The 21,730-nt window shown below is 71.4% G+C and carries 18 protein-coding genes; 6 read left to right on the forward strand and 12 right to left on the reverse strand.

Features of this window, described 5'->3' with window-relative positions; genetic code table 11:
* Positions 1-58: 58 nt before the first annotated feature.
* The 4 genes from PV796_RS25935 to PV796_RS25950 form a co-directional block, all read right to left on the reverse strand.
* The gene (locus tag PV796_RS25935) at positions 59-487 is read right to left on the reverse strand and encodes a Fur family transcriptional regulator (RefSeq protein WP_274915792.1); all 429 of its coding nucleotides are present in this window, start codon (positions 485-487) and stop codon (positions 59-61) included.
* 149 nt (positions 488-636) lie between these two features.
* Positions 637-1,533, reverse strand: coding sequence for a metal ABC transporter permease (locus tag PV796_RS25940; RefSeq protein ID WP_274915793.1), 897 nt, complete (start codon positions 1,531-1,533; stop codon positions 637-639).
* Positions 1,533-2,408 carry a metal ABC transporter ATP-binding protein gene (locus PV796_RS25945; protein WP_274915794.1) on the reverse strand — a complete coding sequence of 292 codons (876 nt, stop codon included), beginning with the start codon at positions 2,406-2,408 and terminating at the stop codon, positions 1,533-1,535. The genes PV796_RS25940 and PV796_RS25945 overlap by 1 nt, the downstream gene beginning before the upstream one ends.
* Before the next feature lie 73 nt (positions 2,409-2,481).
* Positions 2,482-3,444 (reverse strand): metal ABC transporter substrate-binding protein, encoded by a 963-nt coding sequence (locus PV796_RS25950; protein WP_274915795.1) that lies wholly within the window; start codon positions 3,442-3,444, stop codon positions 2,482-2,484.
* A 220-nt stretch (positions 3,445-3,664) separates the two neighbouring features.
* On the opposite strand from PV796_RS25950, the gene PV796_RS25955 reads away from it, so the two are divergent.
* Positions 3,665-5,047: a glycine--tRNA ligase gene (locus PV796_RS25955; RefSeq protein ID WP_274915796.1), complete on the forward strand. Its 1,383-nt coding sequence runs from the start codon at positions 3,665-3,667 to the stop codon at positions 5,045-5,047.
* Between the two features lie 166 nt (positions 5,048-5,213).
* On the opposite strand, the gene PV796_RS25960 is transcribed toward PV796_RS25955, so the two are convergent.
* The 3 genes from PV796_RS25960 to PV796_RS25970 form a co-directional block, all read right to left on the reverse strand.
* Positions 5,214-5,795, reverse strand: a complete 582-nt coding sequence (locus tag PV796_RS25960; protein ID WP_274915797.1) for a TetR family transcriptional regulator — start codon at positions 5,793-5,795, stop codon at positions 5,214-5,216.
* Between the two features lie 1,213 nt (positions 5,796-7,008).
* Entirely contained in the window at positions 7,009-8,013 is a 1,005-nt protein-coding gene (locus PV796_RS25965; RefSeq protein ID WP_274915798.1) for an aldo/keto reductase, read from the reverse strand.
* A gap of 141 nt (positions 8,014-8,154) precedes the next feature.
* Positions 8,155-9,609, reverse strand: a complete 1,455-nt coding sequence (locus PV796_RS25970; protein WP_274915799.1) for an MFS transporter — start codon at positions 9,607-9,609, stop codon at positions 8,155-8,157.
* A gap of 182 nt (positions 9,610-9,791) precedes the next feature.
* Between PV796_RS25970 and PV796_RS25975 the strand changes: the two genes are divergently transcribed.
* Positions 9,792-10,733, forward strand: a complete 942-nt coding sequence (locus PV796_RS25975; protein WP_274919249.1) for a helix-turn-helix transcriptional regulator — start codon at positions 9,792-9,794, stop codon at positions 10,731-10,733.
* A 43-nt stretch (positions 10,734-10,776) separates the two neighbouring features.
* On the opposite strand, the gene PV796_RS25980 is transcribed toward PV796_RS25975, so the two are convergent.
* Positions 10,777-12,234: an MFS transporter gene (locus tag PV796_RS25980; protein ID WP_274915800.1), complete on the reverse strand. Its 1,458-nt coding sequence runs from the start codon at positions 12,232-12,234 to the stop codon at positions 10,777-10,779.
* Positions 12,235-12,299: 65 nt separating this feature from the next.
* On the opposite strand from PV796_RS25980, the gene dusB reads away from it, so the two are divergent.
* The 3 genes from dusB (at position 12,300) to ppdK (ending at position 17,790) form a co-directional block, all read left to right on the forward strand.
* The gene (dusB, locus tag PV796_RS25985; protein ID WP_446750630.1) at positions 12,300-13,436 is read left to right on the forward strand and encodes a tRNA dihydrouridine synthase DusB; all 1,137 of its coding nucleotides are present in this window, start codon (positions 12,300-12,302) and stop codon (positions 13,434-13,436) included.
* A gap of 552 nt (positions 13,437-13,988) precedes the next feature.
* On the forward strand, positions 13,989-14,720 hold the full coding sequence (locus tag PV796_RS25990) for a type 1 glutamine amidotransferase (protein ID WP_274915802.1): 732 nt from the start codon (positions 13,989-13,991) through the stop codon (positions 14,718-14,720).
* Between the two features lie 325 nt (positions 14,721-15,045).
* The gene (ppdK, locus tag PV796_RS25995) at positions 15,046-17,790 is read left to right on the forward strand and encodes a pyruvate, phosphate dikinase (RefSeq protein ID WP_376569523.1); all 2,745 of its coding nucleotides are present in this window, start codon (positions 15,046-15,048) and stop codon (positions 17,788-17,790) included.
* Positions 17,791-17,981: 191 nt separating this feature from the next.
* Here ppdK and PV796_RS26000 read toward each other — a convergent pair whose 3' ends face one another.
* A complete protein-coding gene (locus tag PV796_RS26000) occupies positions 17,982-18,125 on the reverse strand; it encodes a hypothetical protein (protein WP_274915804.1) in 144 nt (47 codons plus the stop codon).
* A 577-nt stretch (positions 18,126-18,702) separates the two neighbouring features.
* Between PV796_RS26000 and PV796_RS26005 the strand changes: the two genes are divergently transcribed.
* Entirely contained in the window at positions 18,703-19,545 is an 843-nt protein-coding gene (locus tag PV796_RS26005) for an ArsR/SmtB family transcription factor (protein ID WP_274915805.1), read from the forward strand.
* Positions 19,546-19,596: 51 nt separating this feature from the next.
* Here PV796_RS26005 and PV796_RS26010 read toward each other — a convergent pair whose 3' ends face one another.
* The 3 genes from PV796_RS26010 to PV796_RS26020 form a co-directional block, all read right to left on the reverse strand.
* A complete protein-coding gene (locus PV796_RS26010) occupies positions 19,597-20,547 on the reverse strand; it encodes a TauD/TfdA dioxygenase family protein (RefSeq protein WP_274915806.1) in 951 nt (316 codons plus the stop codon).
* Positions 20,548-20,656: 109 nt separating this feature from the next.
* Positions 20,657-20,797 (reverse strand): hypothetical protein, encoded by a 141-nt coding sequence (locus PV796_RS26015; RefSeq protein WP_274915807.1) that lies wholly within the window; start codon positions 20,795-20,797, stop codon positions 20,657-20,659.
* Between the two features lie 96 nt (positions 20,798-20,893).
* Positions 20,894-21,730 carry a carbohydrate ABC transporter permease gene (locus PV796_RS26020; protein WP_274915808.1) on the reverse strand — a complete coding sequence of 279 codons (837 nt, stop codon included), beginning with the start codon at positions 21,728-21,730 and terminating at the stop codon, positions 20,894-20,896.

The raw sequence follows: 21,730 nt of genomic DNA on the forward strand, positions 1-21,730 counted from the left end.
GTGTGGGGAGGCGGCCCGTTCGGCGTTGTGGTCGCGTGCGGTGTGCGCGCCGGGCGCCCTAGCCGTTCGCGTCCTTCTTGGCCGCGCACTCACCGCAGGTGCCGAAGATCTCGACGGTGTGCGCGACATCGCGGAAGCCGTGCTCGGCCGCGATCTGGTCCGCCCACTTCTCCACCGCCGGGCCCTCGACCTCGACGGCCGTGCCGCAGCCGCGGCACACCAGGTGGTGGTGATGGTCGTCGCTGCTGCACCGGCGGTAGACGGCCTCGCCGTCGCTGGTGCGCAGCACGTCCACCTCGCCGGCGTCGGCGAGGGACTGCAGCGTCCGGTAGACGGTGGTCAACCCGACCGAGTCGCCCCGGTGCTTGAGCATGTCGTGCAGCTCCTGCGCACTGCGGAACTCATTGACCTCGTCGAGTGCGGCCGAAACCGCGGTGCGCTGCCGCGTCGACCGGCCGCGGACCGGAGAACCCGCGCTCGTCGCCACCGTTGCCTCCCTAGGACGTCAGGACATCTCCCGCGCATGCGTTTGGCCATTGTGCCAGGTGATGACCGGGAGCCCGGTGCGGTGCTTACCGCTCTCTCCTATGTATCCCTCATCCGGGCCGTCCCACACCGCGGTGCCTGCGCCGCCCGTCACACCCGGACGTCGTCCTCGACGGGGGTGCGGCCGCCCGGTACTTCCAGGGTGCACCCCTTACCGTCCGTCGCGCCGGCCCGCGCGCGCTTTCTGGCCAGCGGGGTGGCCAGCGCCGTGAAGCCCACGAACAGCACGATGGCGAAGAGCACGATGGTCGCGCCGGACGGCACGTCGACGTAGTACGAGGTGGTGGTGCCGGTCAGCGTCACCGCCACGCCGATCCCGACCGCGGTCGCGAAGGTCGCCGCGAAGCTGCGGCTGAGCTGCTGGGCGGCCGCGACCGGGATCACCATCAGCGCGCTGACCAGCAGCAGGCCGACGACCCGCATGGCGACCGTGACGGTGACCGCGGCGGTGACCGCGATCAGCAGGTTCAGCAGCCGCACCGGCAGGCCGGTGACCCGGGCGAACTCCTCGTCCTGGCAGACCGCGAAGAGCTGGCGGCGCAGCCCGAGCGTGATCGCCAGCACCAGGGCGGCCAGCACATAGATCGTGATCATGTCCTGCGGCGAGACGGTGGTGATCGAACCGAAGAGGTACGTCCCCAGGTTGGCGCTGGAGCCCGCGTCGGAGAGGTTCATCAGCATCACGCCGCCCGCCATGCCGCCGTAGAACAGCATGGCCAGCGCCAGATCGCCGCGGGTCTTGCCGTACCAGCGGATCAGCTCCATCACCACCGAGCCGACGACGGCGACCACGGTGGCCATCCACACCGGGCTGGTGTTGAGCAGGAAGCCCAGGCCGACGCCGGTCAGCGCGACGTGGCCGATGCCGTCGCCCATCAGGGCCTGGCGGCGCTGGACGAGGTAGATGCCGATGGCGGGGGCGGTGATCCCGACGATCAGGGCGGCGATCAACGCCCGTTGCATGAAGGCGTAGTTGAGGAGTTCCATCAGCTCAGCAGCCCCGTTCGGAACGGTTCGGCCGACGCGTCGGCGTGCGATCCAACGCAGTGGTGCGAAGCACCTCCACTTGGGGCGGCGGCGGGCGACGGGTGGGCATGGTCGTGGCCGGGCAGGGCGTGCTGGCCGACGGCCTCCGGTGGCGGGCCGTCGTGGACGACGCAGCCGTCCTGCAGCACCACCGCGCGGTCGATCAGCGGCTCCAGCGGCCCCAGTTCGTGCAGGACGAGCAGGACCGTGGCGCCGCGGGCGACCTGCTCGCGCAGTGCGGTGGCCAGCACCTCCTGGCTCGCCAGGTCCACGCCGGCCATCGGCTCGTCCATGATCAGCAGATCGGGTTCACCCGCCAGCGCCCGGGCGATCAGCACCCGTTGGTGCTGACCTCCCGACAGCGCGTTGACGGAGTCCTTGATCCGGTCGGCCAGCCCGACCAGTTCCAGTGCGTGGTGCACCGCCGCCCGGTCCGCCCTGCGCAGCAAACCCAGCTTCGTGCGGGCCAGCCGGCCGGCGGTGACCACCTCGCGGACGGTCGCCGGCACCCCGCCGGCCGCCGTGGTGCGCTGCGGCACGTAGCCGATCCGCGCCCAGTCCCTGAAGCGGCGGAACGGCGTGCCGAAGAGCGCCAGTTCGCCGCCGGTCAGCGGGACCTGCCCGATGACCGAGCGGACCGCGGTGGACTTCCCGGACCCGTTGGCGCCGAGCAGCGCGACGACCTCGCCGGTCCGCACGGTCAGGTCGACGCCGCGCAGCACCGGGCGGGCGCCCAGCGACGCGGTCGCGCCGCGCAGCTCGATGGCCGCCGGCGCCTGCGCGTCCGGCGACTCCTCGGCCGTCGCCGCTATGACGGCCTGGCCGGTGTCCTTCATCTGCTGACCTCCGTCGTGCGGTGCGTCGTGGCGGGCGGGGCGTGCCGGGTGGGCACGGGGTGCGCGGGGCGGGTCACTTGGCGCCGAGCGCCTTCTGGAGCGCGGCGAGGTTGGCGCGCTGCACGGAGAAGTAGTCCTTGCCGCGGGACTTGTCGGTGATGCCCTCCAGCGGGTCCAGCACATCGGTCTTCAGGTGCAGGTCGCCGGCGAGGGTCTTGGCGGTGGCCGGGTTGGCCAGCGTCTCGAAGAACACCGTGGAGACGTGGTGGGACTGCGCCAGGGTGTGCAGTTCCTTGATCCGGTTGGCGCTGGGCTCGGACTCCGGGTCCAGGCCGCTGATCGCCTCCTGGACCAGGCCGTAGCGCTCGGCGAGGTAGCCGAAGGCCGCGTGCGTGGTGACGAAGGTGTCCGAAGTCCGGTTCTTCAGGCCGTCCTTGAAGTCGGTGTTCAGCTTGTCCAGCTTCTCCACCAGCACATCGGTGTTCTTCTGGTAGGCGGCCTTGTTCTTCGGATCGGCCTCGGCGAACGTCTTGTTGACGCCCTTGGCGACCTCGGCGAACTTCACCGGGTCCAGCCAGACGTGCGGGTCCTGGCCGGGCTCGGCGTCGGAGTGCGAGCTGTTGTCGCCGGTGGTGTGGTGGTGCCCGTCGACCTCGGTGCCGTGCACCTCCGTGCGGGTCAGCTCCGCCGCGTTGGCGATGTGCTGGACGCCGGACTGCTTGACCGAGTCGTCCACGGCGGGCTGGAGCCCCTTGAGGTAGACGATCGCGCCGGACTCGCTGAGCTGCGCGGTCTGCTTGGCGGTGAGCGTCAGGTCGTGCGGCTCCACGCCCGGCTTGGTGAGGTTGGACACCTCCACGTGCGAGCCGCCGATCTGCTCCGCGAGGAACTGCAGCGGATAGAACGACGCCGTCACCTTCAGCTTGCCGTCGTCGGAGCGCCCGGAGGCGCTGGGGGAGCAGGCGGCGAGGGTCGCGAGACCGAGGACCGCGGCTCCGGCGACGGCCACGGTGGATATTCGGGAGCGTACGTTCATGACAGTCATTTTCAACAAACATGGAAATGATTGTCAACAAAGTGCGTGCCAGGTCACAGGCCGAACAGAACCGGCCGGAAGCGATCCTTTATCGATTTGGTCCGGGGGGTACGCCCGCCGCTACCCTGAACTATTCGCTCGCGCGATCCCTGAGCAGCACCCTTCGTCGAGGCGCACCGCGCCCCTGTCCACCGTCCGACGTCGTACTGAAGAGAGCACCGTGGCCGCCGACAAGATCGATACCATCGTCAGCCTGAGCAAGCGCCGTGGCTTCGTTTACCCCTGCAGCGAGATCTACGGCGGCTCCCGCGCTGCCTGGGACTACGGTCCCCTCGGCGTCGAGCTCAAGGAGAACATCAAGCGCCAGTGGTGGCGCGCCATGGTCACCTCCCGCGAGGACGTCGTCGGCCTCGACTCCTCGGTGATCCTGGCCCCCGAGGTGTGGCAGGCGTCCGGCCACGTCGCCACCTTCACCGACCCGCTCACCGAGTGCACCTCCTGCCACAAGCGCTTCCGCGCCGACCACTTGGAGGAGGCGTACGAGGCCAAGCACGGCCGCCTCCCCGAGAACGGCCTCGCCGACGTCAACTGCCCGCACTGCGGCAACAAGGGCGGCTTCACCGAGCCCAAGCAGTTCTCCGGTCTGCTCTCCACCCACCTCGGCCCCTCGCAGGACACCGCGTCCGTCGCGTACCTGCGCCCCGAGACCGCCCAGGGCATCTTCACCAACTTCGCCCAGGTCCAGCAGACCTCCCGGAAGAAGCCGCCGTTCGGCATCGCCCAGATGGGCAAGTCCTTCCGGAACGAGATCACGCCGGGCAACTTCATCTTCCGCACCCGCGAGTTCGAGCAGATGGAGATGGAGTTCTTCGTCAAGCCGGGCGAGGACGAGCAGTGGCACGAGTACTGGATGGAGCAGCGCTGGAACTGGTACCGCGACCTCGGTCTCCGCGAGGAGAACGTCCGCTGGTACGAGCACCCCAAGGAGAAGCTCTCCCACTACTCCAAGCGCACCGCTGACATCGAGTACCGCTTCCAGTTCGGCGGCTCGGAGTGGGGCGAGCTGGAGGGCGTCGCCAACCGCACCGACTACGACCTCTCCTCGCACGCCAAGGCGTCCGGTCAGGACCTCTCCTACTTCGACCAGGAGGCCGGCGAGCGCTACACCCCGTTCGTCATCGAGCCGGCGGCCGGTGTCGGCCGCACCATGCTCGCCTTCATGCTCGACGCCTACACCGAGGACGAGGCGCCCAACGCCAAGGGCAAGTTGGAGAAGCGCACGGTGCTGCGCCTCGACCCGCGCCTGTCGCCGGTGAAGGTCGCGGTGCTGCCGCTCTCCCGCAACCCGCAGCTCTCCCCGAAGGCCAAGGGGCTGGCCGCGGACCTCCGCAAGTTCTGGAACATCGAGTTCGACGACGCCGGCGCCATCGGCCGCCGCTACCGCCGCCAGGACGAGATCGGCACCCCGTTCTGCGTCACCGTCGACTTCGACACCCTCGACGACAACGCGGTCACGGTGCGCGAGCGCGACACGATGAAGCAGGAGCGGGTCGGCCTGGACCAGATCCAGTCCTACCTGGGTGCGCGACTGCTCGGCTGCTGAACCGCCGGACGGCGGAGTGGCCGACGACGGCGGCGCGGGCCACGGCCGTTGGGCCGCGGCCCGCCCCGCCGCCCCGTAGGGCCACAACGTGAACGCCGGCCGGACCCCGACGATTTCGGGGACCGGCCGGCGTTCGCGTTGCCCGGGTGCGTTGCCCGGGTGCCGGCTACTGCCGCAGGCCGCGCAGTACCAGGTCCCGCACCGTCTCGAAGTCCGTGGTGATCTCCGGGCGGGACCACTCCTCGGCGTAACAGGGGTCGTGGAAGCGGCCGGTGGCGGCGAAGACGGCGTGCGCGGTGGTGGTGGGCGGGTCGGCGCGGAACGCGCCCTCCGTGACGCCCGCCTCGATGATCTCGGCCAACTGCCCCTCAAGATCACTGACGTGCCGGTCGACCACGCCGCCGCTCTCCCCGATCAACGTCATGTACGTGGCGAAGAGTTCGGGGTCGTCACCGGCCTTGTGCCGCTTGGCCTGGAACAGCGTGGCCAACCAGCGGCCCAGCCGCTCCTCGGCGGGGCCGTCCTCCTCGACGATGGCCGCCAACTCCCGGCTCGTACGGTCCAACCAACGCGCCGTGACCGCCTCCCGCAGCGCCGTCTTCGTACGGAAGTGGCGGTACACGCTGCCGTGACTCACGCCCAGCGCCCGCGCGACATCGACGACGGTGGCCTTCGCCGGCCCATACCGGCGCAGCACCTCCTCGGTGGCTTCGAGGATCCGCTCGGGCGTCAACGTCTCGGGGGGCATGGGAGGGGCTGGCCTTTCACGAAAGCGGTGCTCTTCTTATGTATGGACCGTATCGTCTGCGACTGGCTTGCTTCCCACGTTGTCGGCTTTCCCACCGTGGGCCTGCGGCCGGCTGTTGCCCACGTTGCTGGCTTTCCCGCCGCGCGGGTTGCTGTCTTTTGCGCCTGCGGCGCGGGCCGATCCGCTGCGCTTGGCTTGTTGCCCACGTTGCTGGCTTTCCCGCCGTGCCGCTGCGCGGGGCCTCGCCCGCGTTGGTGGCTTTCCCGCCGTGCCGCTGCGCGGGGCCTCGCCCGCGTTGGTGGCTTTCCCGCCGTGCCGCCTGCGGCGAGCCGGTCCGCTGCCGGTCCGCTGCGCGGGGCGGGGCGAGTTGTCTGGTCCGCTGCGCGGGGCGGGTGGGGTTGTTGTCCGCTGCGCGGGGCTGTTGGGTTGCGGTGACGGGCCTCCGGGGGCGGCATGCCAGACTGCTTCGCTTTACGTCTGGCACACCGCCCCCTCCGGCCCGTCCCCTCCCGTTGTGGGGGTGGATTTCTCTGGGTGGGGGTTGATCATGGTGGTCGCCTAACGGTCACCGCCCCCGCCCAGTTGCTTGGGCCGCCAGTCCACCGACGGTCACCCTTCAGGCTCTCGTGTTCTTCTTGCGGCCACCGCTCAGCCTCACGCGTCCTTTCACGGTCGCTGCTCAGGCTCACGCGTCCTCTGACGGTCACCACTCAGCCTCACGCGTCCTCTGACGGTCACCACGCAGGCTCACGCGTCCTTTCACGGTCACTGCTCAAGCTCATGCGTCTTCTGACGGTCACCACGCAGGCTCATGCGTCTTCTGACGGTCACCGCTCAAGCTCAGGCGTCCTCTGACGGTCACCACTCAACCCAGCGGCCCGAGTTGGCCCACCGGGCGGACGTGGCACTCACCGTTTTTCACCACCCTCCAACGGGAGGGGACGGGCCGGAGGGGTGGGTGTGCAGGACGTAAAGCGAAGCAGTCCTGCACACCCACCCCGGAGGTCCGTCACCGCACCCCGACAGCCCCGCGCAGCGGACAACAACCCCACCCGCCACGCGCAGCGGACCGGCAGCGGGCCAGACGACTCGATCCGCCCCGCGCAAGCGGACCGGCAGCGGACCCCGCCCGCCGTAGGCGGCTACGGCGGGAGAGCCGGCAACGTGGGCTGAGGCCCGCCTCGTGGCGCGGCGGGCCGTAGGCCCGCTCCGCTCAGTGTTCGCTGTCGAGGTGGGCCATCTGGTTCTCCGGGTACCGGGCTCCTGCGGCCGCCCCTGCGGGAACCGCTCGTTCGATGGCGGTGAGGTCGGCGGGGGTGAGGGTGACGTCGAGGGCGCGGAGCGCCTCCGTGAGGCGGTCGCGGCGGCGGGCGCCGATGAGGGGGACGATGTCGGTGCCGCGGGAGAGGACCCAGGCGATGGCGGTCTGGGCGACCGTGATCCCCTTTTCGTCGGCGATCTTGCGGAGGGCGTCGACGAGGTCGAGGTTGCGGTCGAGGTTGTCGCCCTGGAAGCGGGGGGACATGCCGCGGAAGTCGTTGGCGGCCAGCTTGCGGTCGCGGGCGAAGTGGCCGCTGATCAGGCCGCGGGAGAGCACTCCGTAGGCGGTGATGCCGATGCCCAGCTCGCGGGCGGTGGGCAGGATCGCGTCCTCGATGCCGCGGGAGAGCAGGGAGTACTCGATCTGGAGGTCGGAGATCGGGGCGACGGCGGCGGCCCGGCGGAGGGTGTCCGCGCCCACCTCGGAGAGGCCGATGTGGCGGACGTGGCCGGCCTCGACCAGTTCGGCGATGGCGCCGATGGTCTCCTCGATCGGGACGTCGGGGTCGACGCGGGCGATGCGGTAGACGTCGATGTGGTCGGTGCCCAGCCGCTGGAGGGAGTACGCGGCGAAGTTCTTCACCGCGGCGGGGCGGCCGTCGTAGCCGCTGAAGCCGCCCTCGACGGTGCGCAGGGCGCCGAACTTCACGCTGAGCAGGGCCTTTTCGCGGGCGGCGGCGGGGGCGGTGCGGAGCGCCTCGTTGATCAGCAGCTCGTTGTGGCCCATGCCGTAGAAGTCGCCGGTGTCGAGGAGGGTGATGCCCGCTTCGAGGGCGGCGTGGAGGGTGGCGAGGGATTCGGCGCGGTCCGCGTCGCCGTAGAGGGCGGACATGCCCATGCAGCCGAGGCCGAGGGCGGAGGTCTGCGGGCCGGTGGTGCCGAGGGTGCGGGTCTGCACGTCGTGCTCCTGGGTGGAAGGGGTGGGGAGGGGCGACGGCGGGTGTGGTCGCCCGTCGTCGCCGTATCCACCTTCGCATGACGGCTGACAGATTTCAATATTTGTCATTCGTGAGGGTGATGGGCCCCGTCCCGCCCGACGTCAGCGCATGGTGCGGGGGAGTCGGAGGCCGAGGAGGGTGGTGCCCGCGACGATGGCCAACTGGGTCAGCAGGGCGGCGAGGAACCCGTCGCGGATGCCGGCGGAGGGGAGCAGGGCAAGGAAGAGCGTGCCGAGCGTCGCCACGCCCAGGGCCAGGCCCGACTGCTGGGTGGTGACCATGACGCCGCCGCCCACCCCGGCCTGGGTGACCGGCAGTTCGCTCAGCACGATCCGCAGCAGCACCGGCAGCACCAGGCCCTGGCCGAGGCCCAGCACCGTCATGCTCGGGGCGAGCGCCGCGACCGGGACGGCGGGCCAGCCCGCGTGCACGGTCAGGGCCAGGGCGACGAGCCCGGTCCCCTGGATCAGCGAGCCGGTGATGATCACCTTGCGCCCGAAGCGGTGCACCAGACGGGGGCCGGCCAGCGACGCCAGGAAGTAGGCGACGCAGAGCGGGAAGAGGGACATGCCCGCGGCCAACGGCCCGTAGTGCAGCCCACTTTGGAGGGCGACCGCGATCACGAACATGAAGCCGCCGAAGCCCACCGAGAACGGCACGATCATGGTCAGACCGCTGCGGACGGACGGGATGCGCAGGAGCGAGGGCGGGATCAGCGGCGTGCGCCCGGTGCGCTCCGCGCGGCGCTCCACCATCAAGAACGCCCCGGCGGCGAACGGGAAGAGGGCCAGCAGCAGCCAGGACCACAGGGGCCAGCCGGCGGCGCGGCCCTCGGTCAGCGGCAGCAGCAGGGCGACCATCGCGACGGCGAGCAGCACGGTGCCGGGGACGTCCACCCGGCTGGGGTGCGGCGAGCGGCTCTCGGGCACCGTACGGGCCGCGAGCAACAGGGCCACGGCGGCGATCGGGACGTTCACCAGGAACACCGCGCGCCAGCCGCTGCCCGCCAGGTCCACCGAGACCAGCAGCCCGCCGAGCACCTGGCCGACGGCGCTGGAGACCCCGGCCGTGCCGCCGTAGAGGCTGACCGCCCTGGCGCGCCGGCTGCCGGTCGTGGCGGCCTGGATGGTGGCCAGCACCTGCGGCAGCAGCAGCGCCGCGGCCGCGCCCTGGGCGACCCGGGCGGCCACCAGCGTCCCGGCGTCCGGGGCCAACCCGCAGGCCAGCGACGTCAGTCCGAACGCGGCCAGCCCCCACAGGAACAGCCGGCGCCGGCCCACCATGTCGCCGAGCCGGCCGCCGAGCACCAACAGCGTGGCGTAGGCGACGCCGTAGCCGGCCACGATCATCTCCAGCGTCGCCGGGTCGGCGTGCAGATCGCGGTCGATGGTCGGCAGGGCGACGTTGACGATGAAGAAGTCGATCATCGGCAGGGCCGCGCCCAGGAGGACGGTCAGCAGGCCCAGCGGGGTCAGCAGCGGGGCGGCCGCCGGGCGCGGACGGGCGGCGGTGGACGGGGTATCCGGGACGGCGGTCGCTATCGGGGTTTCGCTCACGGGAACGAGAATCCCGCCCCGCTCAGCCGGGTACCAGAGTGTCCTTATCCTGGTACCAGCGCTACCTGGCAACCGGCTGCGGGCTGCGGCACGCTGGACGCATGACCGTGGATGCGACCGTAGACGCGACGGGGGCCAGCGCGGCGGCCCGGCCGGGTGGCAGGGCGCCGCGCACGACGAGCATGGCAGGGACGGCGCCGCCGCGCGGGGCCGGGCACCGCGCCGACGACGCGGTCCGGCGGGCGGAGTTGGCCGCCTTCCTGCGCAGCCGGCGCGAGCGGATCACCCCCGAGCAGGTCGGGTTGCCGCGCGGCAGTCGCCGCCGCACCCCGGGCCTGCGCCGCGAGGAGGTCGCCCAACTCGGCGCCGTGGGCGTGACGTGGTACACGTGGCTTGAGCAGGCCAGGGACATCCACGTCTCCCCCCAGGTGCTGGACGCGGTGGCCCGCGCCCTCCAACTGGACCGCGCCGAGCGCAGCCACCTCTTCGCGCTGGCCGGGGCGGTCGACCCGTTGCCGGGCAAGGAGTGCACCGGCATACCCCGGGCGCTGCGCGAGGTCCTGGACCAACTGGCGCCGTATCCGGCCATCATCCAGAACAGCCGGTTCGACATCCTCGCCTACAACGGCGCCTACGGGCAGCTCATGTGCGACCTGGACGCGCTGCCCGAAGAGGACCGCAACTGCCTGTGGTTGGCCTTCACCCACCCCGGGTGGCGGGCCAGCCTGGTCGACTGGGAGGCCACGGTCCGGACCATGACCGCCAAGTTCCGCGCCTCGATGGCCGAGCACCTCGCCGAGCCGGGCTGGAAGGCGCTGGTGGCCCGGCTCACGGAGGCGTCGCCGGAGTTCCGCGGGATATGGGCGCAGCACGAGGTCGAGCGCACCACCAGCGCGGTCAAGGTCTTCCGGCACCCGGTCGTTGGCATCCTCCAACTGACCAGCACCAACCTGTGGTTGGGGCCCAATCACGGCTCGAAGATGCTCAGCTACACCCCGGTCGACGAGGCGACCCGGGAGCGACTGGGGGAGCTGGACGCACTGGTGCGGAGGGCGAGCGGGACGGCGACGGGGTGGGGGGCCGGGGCGGCGGTCGACCGGGCGGCCGTGGCGCTGGCGCCGTAGCGCGGCCCTCCCGGGCGGCCGATGGCGTGCCGTGCCGGTGCCGTTACGAGCCGGCGCACGCCCGGCTGTGGTCCGGGGCGGTCCCGTCCTCGAAGAGGGCCGCGGTGCGCTCGGCGGTGGTGCGGGCCCAACGGCCGGTGGTGAGGGCGCCGAGCAGGAAGATGGCGCCGCCGCAGCCGACGATGATCCACCAGGCCGGGTGGGCGGCGGCCAGGAATTCGGGGTGGCTGGCGCCGGCGTGCGCCCCGCCCGCCAGGACGGCGCCGAACACCGCGACCCCCAGGGACTGCCCGACCTGCCGGCTGGTGGAGGCCACGGCCGCCGCGACGCCCGCCTGGGAGCGCGGCATGCCGGACACCGCGGTATTGGTGATCGGGGCGTTGACCAGGCCGAAGCCGATGCCGAAGAGGACGTACCCGGCGAACAGCAGGCCGGTCGCCGACTCGGTGTTGAAGGCCGCGAGGAGGGCGCCGCTGAGCGCCATGGCGCAGCCGGCCAGCAGCAGCGGCAGCCGCGGCCCGCGGCCGCCGACCAGCCGCCCGGACAGCGGCGCGCAGACCAGCGTCATGCCGGCCATGGGGATCATGTAGAGGCCGGCGTCCAGGGCGGACAGGCCGCGGATGTTCTGCAGGTAGAGGGTGTTGACGAACAGGAAGCCGCCGAGCGCGGCGAAGGCGCAGACCGCTATCACGGTGGCGCCGGCGAACGGCGCGCTGTGGAAGAACCGCAGGTCGATCAGCGGCTCCCGGCGCCGTCGCTCGTAGCCGATCAGGGCGACCAGCGAGACCAGCGCCACCATCACGAACCCCAGGATCTCCGCCGAGTCCCAACCGGTCGACGGGGCCTCGATGATCGCGTACGTCAGCGAGCCGAGGAGCGTGACCACCAGCAGTTGGCCGACCGGATCGACCCGGCGCGGCCGGGGTGCGCGGGACTCCGGCACGTAGCGGAGGGTGAGGAAGAGCGCCAGCGCGCCGATCGGGACGTTGATCCAGAAGATCGAGCGCCAGCCGACGTTCTGCACCAACAGCCCGCCGATCACCGGCCCGGCGGCCATGCTGATGCCGACCACCCCGCCCCACACCCCGATGGCGCGGGCCCGCTCCCGGGGGTCGGTGAAGGTGTTGGTGATGATCGACATCGCGACGGGGTTGAGCATCGAGCCGCCGACCGCCTGCACCATCCGGAACACCACCAGCCACCCCAGGTCGGGCGCCAGGCTGCACAGCAGCGAGCCGAACGCGAAGACCACCAGTCCGGCCGTGAAGACCCGCCGCCGGCCGAGCCGGTCCGCGGTCGAGCCGGAGAGCATCAGCAGCGCGGCCAGCACCAGGGTGTAGGCGTCGATCGTCCACTGCATCCCGGAGACCGACGCGTGCAGCTCGCGCTGCATCGAGGGCAGGGCGACGTTGAGGACGGTGTTGTCCAGGCTGACGATCAGCAGGCTCATGCAGCAGATCGCCAGGACGAGCAGACGCCGCCGACGGCTGAGGTCAGGCATGGTTGAACGCTACAACGATCCGGTCCGTTCGGCCCCCGGCGGGGCCTCCGGTCCAGTGCGGGACAATGGGGTGCATGAGTTCGCTGCAGATCGGCCCGCACGCGGTGCAGCCCCCCGTGGTGCTGGCCCCCATGGCCGGGATCACCAACGCCCCGTTCCGGACGCTGTGCCGGGAGTTCAGCGGAGGCAAGGGCCTCTACGTCAGCGAGATGATCACCACTCGGGCGCTGGTCGAGCGCAACGAGAAGACCATGCAGCTCATCCGCTTCGACGCCAGCGAGCGCCCGCGGTCGATCCAGCTCTACGGCGTGGACCCGGCCACCGTCGGCAAGGCCGTCCGCATGATCGTCGAAGAGGACCTGGCCGACCACATCGACCTCAACTTCGGCTGCCCGGTCCCCAAGGTGACCCGCAAGGGCGGCGGCTCCGCCCTGCCGTACAAGCGGCCGCTGCTGCGCGCCATCCTCCGCGAGGCGGTCAGCGGGGCCGGTGCGCTGCCGGTGACGATGAAGATGCGCAAGGGCATCAACGACGACCACCTCACCTACCTCGACGCCGGCCGGATCGCCGTCGAGGAGGGCGTCACCGCCATCGCCCTGCACGGCCGCACCACCGCCCAGCACTACGGCGGCACCGCCGACTGGGACGCCATCGCGCGGCTCAAGGAGCACGTCCCGGAGATCCCGGTGCTCGGCAACGGCGACATCTGGTCGGCGGACGACGCGGTGCGGATGATGCGGCAGACCGGCTGCGACGGCGTGGTGGTCGGCCGCGGTTGCCTGGGCCGCCCCTGGCTCTTCGGCGATCTGGTCGCCGCCTTCGAGGGCGGCGGCGCGCCCGCGGCCCCCGGTCTGCGCGAGGTCGCGGCCGTCATGGTGCGGCACGCCACCCTGCTCGGCGAGTGGCTGGGCGACGAGGCCCGCGGCGTGATCGACTTCCGCAAGCACGTCGCCTGGTACCTCAAGGGCTTCGCGGTCGGCTCCGAGATGCGCAAGCGGCTGGCGATCAGCTCGTCGCTGGCCGAGCTGGCGGAGGGGCTGCACGAGCTCGACCTCGACCAGCCGTGGCCGGCCGGCGCCGACGGCCCGCGCGGCCGGACCTCCGGCAACAACCGCGTGGTGCTGCCGGACGGTTGGCTCCAGGACCCCTACGACTGCGCCGGCATCGGCGAGGACGCCGAACTGGACACCTCCGGCGGCTGACCGCACCGGCTTCCTTTCCTTATCAACTCCCCCTAACGGGCGAGCAGTTCACCGGCCCCGAACTCGATCCCGATACCGATACCGCCGACCCCGGTCCCGATACCGATGCTGATCCCGGTATGGGTATCGGGGTCGCCGCATTCCGGAATCCGTATCCGCGGTCGGCGATCCGCGCCGCCGTGAACGGATCGCGCGGAACGGTCGGAATGATCCGTACCCGGAACAACTCGCGCCCTCGGAAGGGGAATTCCGAATACCGCGCGGAATGGCTCGCCGACGGCGCGGAACGGCGCGAAACGATCCGGTACGGCACGGCGCGCGGGAAAGCCGCGGCCGAGAAAGAAAAAGGCGCGGACCGCGGAACCGGAATTCGTGTACGGGGCACGAGAAGGAGGAACCGGCCCGCCCGCTCGCGCCGCCGCGCCCCGCCCTCTTCCGGGCGGGCCGGTCGGGCGGCACCATGCGGCACCGGGGGACCGGCCCGCGGGGGCCGGCGAACGCACCGTCCAGCACGGGCCGTTGGGCCCGCGGCACGGGAGGGAAGTGACGGCGATGCGCGCCCTGGTCATCGTGCACGATCACATGTCCAGCGCCGGCCACGTCGGCGAGCGGCTGGTCGAACGGGGCTACCGGCTCGATGAGCTGCTGGTCGTCCCCGCCAGCCGGTATACGACTCCGGACGTCGAGGTGGCGTTTCCGCCGGCGACGAACTATGGCCTGATCCTGGCGCTCGGCGCCCCGTGGTCGGTGACCCGCCGCAACGCCTGGATCGAGGCGGAACTGGCCCTGTTGCGCGCCGCCCACGCCGCCGGGGTCCCGGTGCTCGGCATCTGCTTCGGCGGGCAGGCGCTGGCGGTCGCGCTGGGCGGGGAGGTGGCGCCGGCGCCCCGTTTCGAGCTGGGCTGGCGCCGGCTAGCCACCGACGCCCCCGAACTGGTCGGCCCCGGGCCGTGGTTCCAGTTCCACGGGGACCGCTGGCACCTGCCGCCCGGCGCCCGCGAGCTGGCCCGCAACGAGGTCGCGTCCCAGGCGTTCGTCTGTGGGCGGTCGTTGGGCGTGCAGTTCCACCCGGAGGTGACGCCCGAGGTGCTGCGGGCCTGGTTCGCCGGCGTCGATCCGCAGCTCCCGGCCCGGGTGGGCGTCGACCCGGAGCGGCTGGTGGCCGAATTGCGCGCGGAGCTGCCCGCCGCACGGGAGCGGGCCCGGGTTCTGGTCGATGCGTTCCTTGATCGCGTCGCCGCGACGGGTCCAAATGACGGTACTGCCGCACACATGAGCGCGTGATTCTCGCCACCCTTGATAGGGGTTGCGCTCAGATGAGCGCTATCGGGCGGGCTCCATCTCTCGCATAGGTGGCACCGGGTGCCAATCCTCTTCCGTTCAATCCATCAAGCGAATGGGTGCGGTGTGTAGTGATTCAACTGCCTGTGACTGCGGAGCGCAGTCATGCATTCAGGTAGTAAACGATGGTCGAAATGCATGATCACTTTCGATCTGCTGGCTGACGCCGGGTTACGCACGTATGTCGACCAAGTGGACGTACCCATACGCCTTCGATCTGGGTATGTTCCTCGCCGTCAGGGCAGCCCGTCGGCGAGGAGTCAGAGCCGTGCCGGAAACACAAGATCCCCACGTCAGCCAGTCTTCCTCAGCGAAGTTCGTCTACGACTTCACCGAGGGGAACAAGGACCTCAAGGACCTCCTCGGTGGCAAGGGCGCCAACCTCGCGGAGATGACCAACCTGGGGCTTCCCGTCCCGCCCGGCTTCACGATCACCACCGAAGCCTGCAAGGTCTACCTGGAGAGCGGCAGCGAGCCGGCGGCACTGCGTGCCGAGGTCTCCGAGCATCTCGACGCCCTTGAGCGGACGATGGAGAAGAAGCTGGGGCAGGCCGACGACCCTCTGCTGGTATCGGTGCGATCCGGGGCAAAGTTCTCCATGCCCGGCATGATGGACACCGTCTTGAACATCGGCCTCTCCGACGCGTCGGTTTCCGGCCTCGCCGCGCAGGCCGGCGACGAGCGGTTCGCCTGGGACTCCTACCGGCGCCTGATCCAGATGTTCGGCAAGACCGTGCTGGGCGTCGACGGCGAGCTCTTCGAGGAGGCGCTGGAGGAGGCCAAGCACGCCAAGGGCGTCACCGTCGACGTGGACCTCGAAGCCGCCGATCTGCGGGAACTGGTCGGCCAGTTCAAGCAGATCGTCACCAAGGAGACCGGCCGGGAGTTCCCGCAGGATCCGCGCGAGCAGATGGACCTCGCGGTCCGCGCGGTCTTCGAATCCTGGAACACCGACCGCGCCAAGCTCTACCGCCGTCAGGAGCGCATCCCCGGCGACCTCGGCACCGCGGTCAACGTCTGCTCCATGGTCTTCGGCAACCTCGGCCCCGACTCCGGCACCGGCGTCGCCTTCACCCGCGACCCGGCCAGCGGCCACCAGGGCGTCTACGGCGACTACTTGCAGAACGCGCAGGGCGAGGACGTCGTCGCCGGCATCCGCAACACCGTGCCGCTCGCCGAGCTGGAGTCGATCGACAAGGCGTCGTACGACGAGCTGATGCGGATCATGGAGACGCTCGAAACGCACTACAAGGACCTGTGCGACATCGAGTTCACCATCGAGCGCGGCAAGCTGTGGATGCTCCAGACCCGGGTCGGCAAGCGCACCGCCGGCGCCGCCTTCCGGATCGCCACCCAACTCGTCGACCAGGGCCTGATCGACGAGGCGGAGGCCCTCCAGCGGGTCACCGGCGCGCAGTTGGCGCAGCTGATGTTCCCCCGCTTCGACCTCGACGCGCAGTCCGAGCTGATCGGCCGCGGCATCGCCGCCTCCCCGGGCGCGGCGGTCGGCAAGGCCGTCTTCGACTCCTACACCGCCGTCAAGTGGTCGCGCTCCGGCGAGAAGGTCATCCTGATCCGCCGCGAGACCAACCCCGACGACCTCAACGGCATGATCGCCGCCGAGGGCATCCTCACCTCCCGCGGCGGCAAGACCTCGCACGCCGCCGTCGTCGCCCGCGGCATGGGCAAGACCTGCGTCTGCGGCGCGGAGGAGCTCCAGGTCGACACCAAGGCCCGCCGGTTGACCACCTCCGACGGCACCGTCATCGAGGAGGGCGACGTCGTCTCCGTCGACGGCTCCACCGGCAAGGTCTACGCCGGTGAGGTCCCGGTCGTGCCGTCCCCGGTCGTGGAGTACTTCGAGGGCCGGATGCACGCCGGCGCCGACGACGCCGACGAGCTGGTGCAGGCCGTGCACCGGATCATGGCCTACGCGGACCGGGTCCGCCGGCTGCGGGTCCGCGCCAACGCCGACAACGCCGAGGACGCCGCCCGCGCCCGCCGGTTCGGCGCCCAGGGCATCGGCCTGTGCCGCACCGAGCACATGTTCCTCGGCGAGCGCCGGGAGATGGTCGAGCGGCTGATCCTGGCCGACACCGACGCCGACAAGGACGCCGCCCTCGCCGAGCTGCTGCCGCTCCAGAAGGCCGACTTCATCGAGCTGTTCGAGGCGATGGACGGCCTGCCCGTCACCGTCCGGCTGCTCGACCCGCCGCTGCACGAGTTCCTGCCCGACATCACCGACCTCTCGGTCCGGGTCGCGCTCGCCGAGGCCCGCCACGAGAAGCACGAGAACGACCTCCGCCTCCTCCAGGCCGTGCACAAGCTGCACGAGCAGAACCCGATGCTGGGCCTGCGCGGCGTCCGCCTCGGCCTGGTCATCCCCGGCCTGTTCGCCATGCAGGTGCGGGCCATCGCGGAGGCCGCGGCCGAACGGAAGAACGCCAAGGGCGACCCGCGCGCGGAGATCATGATTCCGCTGGTCGGCACCGTCCAGGAGCTGGAGATCGTCCGCGAGGAGGCCGAGCAGGTCATCGCCGAGGTGGAGAAGGCCCGCGGCGTCAGCCTCAGGCTCACCCTCGGCACCATGATCGAGCTGCCCCGGGCCGCGCTGACGGCCGGCCAGATCGCCGAGTCCGCCGACTTCTTCTCCTTCGGCACCAACGACCTCACCCAGACCGTCTGGGGCTTCTCCCGCGACGACGTGGAGGCCAGCTTCTTCACCGCCTACCTGGAGAAGGGCATCTTCGGGGTCAGCCCGTTCGAGACCATCGACCGGGACGGTGTGGGCTCCCTGGTCCGCAGCGCCGCGGCGGCCGGCCGGGCCACCCGCCCCGACCTCAAGCTGGGCGTCTGCGGCGAGCACGGCGGCGACCCGGACTCGGTCCACTTCTTCCACGAGGTCGGCCTGGACTACGTCTCCTGCTCCCCGTTCCGCATCCCGGTCGCCCGCCTGGAAGCGGGCCGCGCGGCGGCTGTTTCTGCGGGTCCTAAGGGCAGCGACAGCCGCTGACCAACGGGGCCACCGCGCCCCACCGAACCCCCGGAACCGGCGGCGGGCCGCCCTGAACCCTCAACGCCCGTCGCCACTCCGGTACCCGCCGAGGGCGGCACCTTGTGCGGAGGTGCCGCCCTCGGCCCCGTGCGCGCCCGCGGGCCGCGCCGGCCGCGGTCAGGCGCCGCGCACGGCGCCCGCCGGCCAGATCACCTCGACCGGCAGGCCCGCCGTACTGACGCCGACCAGTTTCCGGCCGGCTGTGCGTGCAGCAGCTCCGCCAGGGCGTCCTGGACCAGGCGCGCGGTGCGGCCCGCCGGGTCCAGGTGCCCGGTCGCGGCGAGGGTGGTCATGGCGGCTTCCGCCGGGCGGTCGGGGCCGTGCGGGGCGGGCCCGGCGCTTCGCCGACGACCGTATACGGCCAACGCCCCGCGGTGTAGGGCCATTTGACGCACGGCGAAGGCGGCACCTGTGCGCACAGGTGCCGCCTTCGTTTCTCCGGACTCCCCCCTCGGGAGCTGCCGTCCTCCCAGTCGGCGTGGGAGGCGGCCTCCAACGGACGCCGCGGGGCCGGTTGTTTGCCCATCACCCCCCACGGGATCGAGCAATCCGGGCCGTGCGCACCGCCGTTGAATTGCCTCCAGCATTCACCGCAGGCAGGGCCCCTCGCGACCCTTTTCAAGTCTGGCCAAAAGGGCATGGTGACCGCACGTGGCGGCGTGCATACTCAGGCGTGCCGGGGGCCCAGGGAGATAACCAAAGAGTGGGGGTTCAGTGTTACGCGTCCATTTCAGTGGACTCGATCTGGCCCGCGTGCGGATAGCCGCACGCCCCGATGCGCTGTGGGAGACGGTCTTAAGCTTTCACCGACTTCGCGATCGGCGCGACGATTCCACGTTCGGTGGTTGGCGATCGGAAACCCGCGGAAGGTTGAATGGCGAAACGCGTCTGCTGGCACCGCTGGTGCCCAGCCGCGGCTATTTCCCGGATTTCCTGACGCCCGCGGAGGGCCTGCTCGGCATGGACGAGGCGCTCGCCGCGCTGCGCGAGACGCCCGCCGGCCGGCTGCACGACGAACTCGTCCGGCTCACGCCGGTCGCCGGCCGTCCGCTGCCCGCCTGGATACGCGCCATGGCCGACGGCGAGACCCGGGCGCTGGGCCGGCTCGCCGGGATACTGCAGAGCTATCACGACGCCGCCGTCGCCCCCTACTGGCACCGCGTCCAGAGCCGCATAGAGGCCGACCGGGCGGCCCGCGGCCGGGCCCTCCTGGACGGCGGCGCGGACCGGCTGTTGGCGTCGCTGCCCCCGATGATGCGCTGGCGCCCGCCCGTCCTGGAGGCCGACTACCCGGTCGACCGGGACCTCCATCTGGGCGGTCGGGGGCTGCTCCTGCTGCCCTCGTACTTCTGCCGCCGCACCCCGGTCACCTTCTACAACCCCGACCTGACGCCCGTCCTGGTCTACCCGGTCGAGCACCCGGCGCCCCGGCTCACCCGGCCCGCCCCGCCGGACCGTTCGCTGGGCCGCCTCGTGGGCCAGACCCGCTCGGCGATCCTGCACGGCATCGGCGTCGGCTGCACCACCAGCGAACTCGCCCGCCGGGTCGACGTCTCGCTGGCCTCCGCCAGCCAACACGCCACCGTCCTGCGGGACGCCGGCCTGCTCTCCACGCTGCGCCAGGGCAACGCCGTGCTGCACACCCTGACGCCGCTGGGCGCCGCACTGCTGCGCGGCGCCCGCCTCGACGGGACGGCGGCCTTCGAGCGGTGAGCCCCGCCGCGGGCCCGGGACCCGGCCCGAAGGCCCGAGATCACCACGCGCCTAGAACGGCCGGTCCCCGGCGATCGCCACCCGCTCGGCCACCCGCCGCCGCGACCCGTAGTCGAAGACCGCGTAGTGCTGGGTGGCGCGGTTGTCCCAGAACGCCACGTCGCCGGCCCGCCAACGGAACCGCACCTGGAACTCCGGCACCTGCGCCTGCTGGAACAGCAACCGCAGCAGCCGGTCGCTCTCCTCCTGCGGCAGGCCCACGATCCGGGTGGTGAACGACGCGTTGACGAACAGCATCCGCCGCCCGGTCTCCGGGTGCCGGCGCACCACCGGATGGACAACCGGCGGGAACTCATCCTGGAACGGCGCAAGTTGAGTGGCGGAGTAGAAACGGGAGAACCCCGGGAGATAGTCGTGCACGGCCCGGGCCCCATCGATCCGCTCCCGGATTTTCGGCGGCAAATTGTCGTACGCCGCCGCCATATCGGCCCACAGCGTGTCCCCGCCCGACTCCGGCACCTCGCGCAACTGCAACACCGCGCCCATCGCCGGCCGCTCGCGGAAGGTTACGTCCGTGTGCCATACGTTCTCGAACGTCGGCACGCCACCGGCCGCCTTGTCAAACCGGACCACCTCCTTCGCGTCCCCCGGGGCGAGTAGCGGGTTGGTCTCCAACTCCCCCCAATGGCAAGCGAATTGACGCTGTGCGGCCGGGCTGAGGTGCTGGTCACGGAAGAACAGCACCTTCCACTCCAGCAGCGCCCGGTTCAGCTCCGCCCGCAGCGCGGCGGACAGCGGGCGGGCCAGATCCAGTCCCCTGATCTCCGCCCCGATGGTCGCGGCCAGCGGCACCACCTCGAACAGCTCGTAGGGGCGGTCCGGCCAGTCCTCCGGGGTGCGGCGCAGGATCCGGCGGCCCTCGTAGAGGCCGTCGGCGGGGATGCGGTGCGGGCGCAGGGCGGGGGCGGGAGCGGGGGAGTCGGGGGCGTTGAGGAGCGTCAACGGGTCCTCCTTCGGGCCGAGTTGGGGAAGGGGAGAAGGGTGGGAAAGGAGAAGGGGAGGGTGCGGCGGCACGGGGCGCGCGGGCGTCCGGCGGGAGTGCCGCGGGGTCTCAGACGCCGGGACAGCGGGCCGGCGGGGGCGAGCCCACCCGGCCGCGGCGGCGCAGGAAGCTCAGGCCGCGGGGTGCGCACGCGCCGTGGGGGCCGCGGTCGCGCGGCGCCGCCTCACGGACGAACGGGTGCGTGCACATGGCACGCACCGTACCCCATCCGCGGCCCGGTGCCCACGGGTTCGGGCCACCGGGCCACGAGGCCCGCCCGGTGACGCGGGGCGGACGGGCGCCGGCTCAGTCGTCGATGCCGCTGCGCTCCACCCCCGCCACGATGTACCGCTGGAGCAGCAGGAACACCACCACCAGCGGGACGATCGAGACGCCCGCGGCCACGAACAACTCGTGCAGATTGAGGTTCTGCGCGGTGGTGAACGTGGAGAGCGCCACCTGCACCGTCCAGGCCGACTGGTCCTGGCCGATCACCAGCGGCCACAGGAAGGAGTTCCACGCCCCGATGAAGACGATGGTGCCGACCGCCGCGAACACCGGCCGGGCGTTGGGCACCACGATCCGCCAGTACGTCCGCCAGTACCCCAGGCCGTCCACCCGCGCCGCGTCCTCCAACTCCTTGGGGAAGCCCAGGAAGTACTGGCGGAAGACGAAGCAGGCGAAGGCGCTGAACAGGGTCGGGATGACCAACCCGCGCAGGGTGGAGATCCAGCCGAGTGTGGAGACCAGGACGAAGCTGGGGACGAAGGTCACCGCCGCCGGGACCATCAGCGTGCCCAGGACGGCGTAGAAGACCACCGAGGCGTACCGGTACGGGATGCGGGCCAGGCCGTAGCCGGCCATCGAGGCCAGCACCACCGTGCCGACGGTCGTCGACACCGCGATCACCGCGGAGTTGACCAGCGCCCGGGCCAGCGGCAGATCCGGGTCGGCGAACACCTCGGTCAGGTTGGACCAGTGCACGGTACGCGGCAAGAACGTCCAGTCAGGCGCGGTGATGTCGGACTCGCTCGCCAGGCCGTTGCGGACCAGCAGATAGAACGGGACGAGGAACAGCAGCGCCAGCGCCACCAACAGCACCACGCGCAGCGCCCGTCCGGCCCGGGTCAGGGCATCGTGCAC

The organism is Streptomyces sp. WZ-12, from assembly GCF_028898845.1.
Taxonomy (GTDB): Bacteria; Actinomycetota; Actinomycetes; order Streptomycetales; family Streptomycetaceae; genus Streptomyces.

Coding starts and splice junctions, on each gene's coding strand:
- PV796_RS25940 (WP_274915793.1), bottom strand. CDS start 1,533: ATGGAACTCCTCAACTACGCCTTCATGCAACGGGCGTTGATCGCCGCC.
- PV796_RS25945 (WP_274915794.1), bottom strand. CDS start 2,408: ATGAAGGACACCGGCCAGGCCGTCATAGCGGCGACGGCCGAGGAGTCG.
- PV796_RS25950 (WP_274915795.1), bottom strand. CDS start 3,444: ATGAACGTACGCTCCCGAATATCCACCGTGGCCGTCGCCGGAGCCGCG.
- PV796_RS25960 (WP_274915797.1), bottom strand. CDS start 5,795: ATGCCCCCCGAGACGTTGACGCCCGAGCGGATCCTCGAAGCCACCGAG.
- PV796_RS25975 (WP_274919249.1), top strand. CDS start 9,792: ATGGCAGGGACGGCGCCGCCGCGCGGGGCCGGGCACCGCGCCGACGAC.
- PV796_RS25980 (WP_274915800.1), bottom strand. CDS start 12,234: ATGCCTGACCTCAGCCGTCGGCGGCGTCTGCTCGTCCTGGCGATCTGC.
- dusB (WP_446750630.1), top strand. CDS start 12,300: ATGGGGTGCATGAGTTCGCTGCAGATCGGCCCGCACGCGGTGCAGCCC.
- PV796_RS25990 (WP_274915802.1), top strand. CDS start 13,989: ATGCGCGCCCTGGTCATCGTGCACGATCACATGTCCAGCGCCGGCCAC.
- PV796_RS26000 (WP_274915804.1), bottom strand. CDS start 18,125: ATGACCACCCTCGCCGCGACCGGGCACCTGGACCCGGCGGGCCGCACC.
- PV796_RS26015 (WP_274915807.1), bottom strand. CDS start 20,797: ATGTGCACGCACCCGTTCGTCCGTGAGGCGGCGCCGCGCGACCGCGGC.